The organism is Variovorax sp. 01T439_2 (assembly GCF_056398445.1).
This window is the reverse complement of record NZ_JBFTPJ010001270.1, coordinates 1-1249: the sequence shown is the minus strand read 5'-3', so window position 1 is coordinate 1249 and position 1249 is coordinate 1. Positions and strand designations below refer to the sequence as shown.

Sequence of the window (1249 nt, the reverse complement as noted above, 5' to 3'; positions counted from 1 at the left end):
CTTCAGGCTCAAAGTCGTTCGATCCATTCGATGCTTCGGAAAGAGTGGTGCGCCGAGTCGGCGCGGCGCCAAGGCTCAGAGGTACAGTCGCGGAACTAGGTGCCCAGGCACACGCCACCCGTCAACGGCAAGCGCGCGTTCTTCGCCCGTCTAGGAAATGCCTTTAATACGGCCCCTCTTCGTAGGCGATCGATTCGCTGAAGGCAAAAATATCTGGAGAAATGGGCGAGCTCCGCTCCTCGAGCACATGACCGACCAGCCCAGCACAGCGGCTCACCACAGCGACCGCGCGCATTGCCTCCACAGGGAAGTCGATCTCGTGCAAGATCGCGCCGAGTGCGCCAGTCGCGTTCAGGACAATCCGCTTGCCCGCGTCGGCATCGATCTCTTCACTCAACGTCTGCAGCAAGGCGATGTAGTCGCCCTTCACGCCGGCCGCTTCAGCCACCTCGAACAGCCGCGCCGCACGTGGGTCCACACTCTTGTAGTTGGCGTGACCGAAGCCGGGGACACGGCGCTTCGATTGACGAAACTTGGCGACGAGACTCTTCGCCCATTCGCGCTTGTCGCCCGCAAAGGACATGCCTTCGCTCAACACCCGGCCTGCGCCCACCATCGTACCCGCGTATCGATTGCCGACCATCAATGCACCCGCTGCCAGCGAGATCTGAATGTCATCGGGATTAGAGTCAGCAACGATGCGAGCCACGAGTGCGCTGGGCGTCAGGCCATGGTCCATTAGGACAAGTAATGCCGCGTCCAGAACCTTGCGCTGCGTCGCGGTCGGCACTCGGCCAGTAACGACCAAGTAGAAGCCTTCGGTAAAGCTCAGTTCGCCGACGACTTCACTTAGTGTGTCTTTGCCGCGAATCCGAAGCCGCGCGGTGTCATTAAGGTGGGTTCCAATTCGTGTCTTCGTCATGATTGATTTCCTGAAGTTCTATGTCTCATCCGCCACCTTTTTAGCCGCCGGACTGAATCTTCGCGATGACTTCGTCGGCGTAGCCGAGTGCGCGAAACACCTCGTCGGAGTGTTCGCCGAGGTCGGGGGCGGGCTGCAACGGTTGGTCCTCCCGCTGGCCGTCGTAAAGAACCGGCCTGCGAATCATCTTCTGCGGACCGTGCACGGCGTGTTCGGCCTCCGCGAAGGTCTTCAGGTGCTTCACCTGCACGTCGTCCATGACTTCTGGAAGCGTCAGCACAGGTGCATGCGGCACGTCGTTCTCGACAAGGCGAGCCAACCAATGGT

General features: G+C 60.4%; 2 protein-coding genes. Both read right to left on the bottom strand.

All coding sequences use genetic code 11. The annotated features are described in order from the left end of the window. Positions 1–163: 163 nt before the first annotated feature. On the bottom strand, positions 164–922 hold the full coding sequence (locus tag AC1DOC_RS34180) for a citryl-CoA lyase (RefSeq protein ID WP_478083238.1): 759 nt from the start codon (positions 920–922) through the stop codon (positions 164–166). A gap of 40 nt (positions 923–962) precedes the next feature. Beyond that, positions 963–1249: CoA transferase (locus AC1DOC_RS34175; RefSeq protein WP_478131637.1), on the bottom strand; the 287-nt coding region annotated here is incomplete at its 5' end.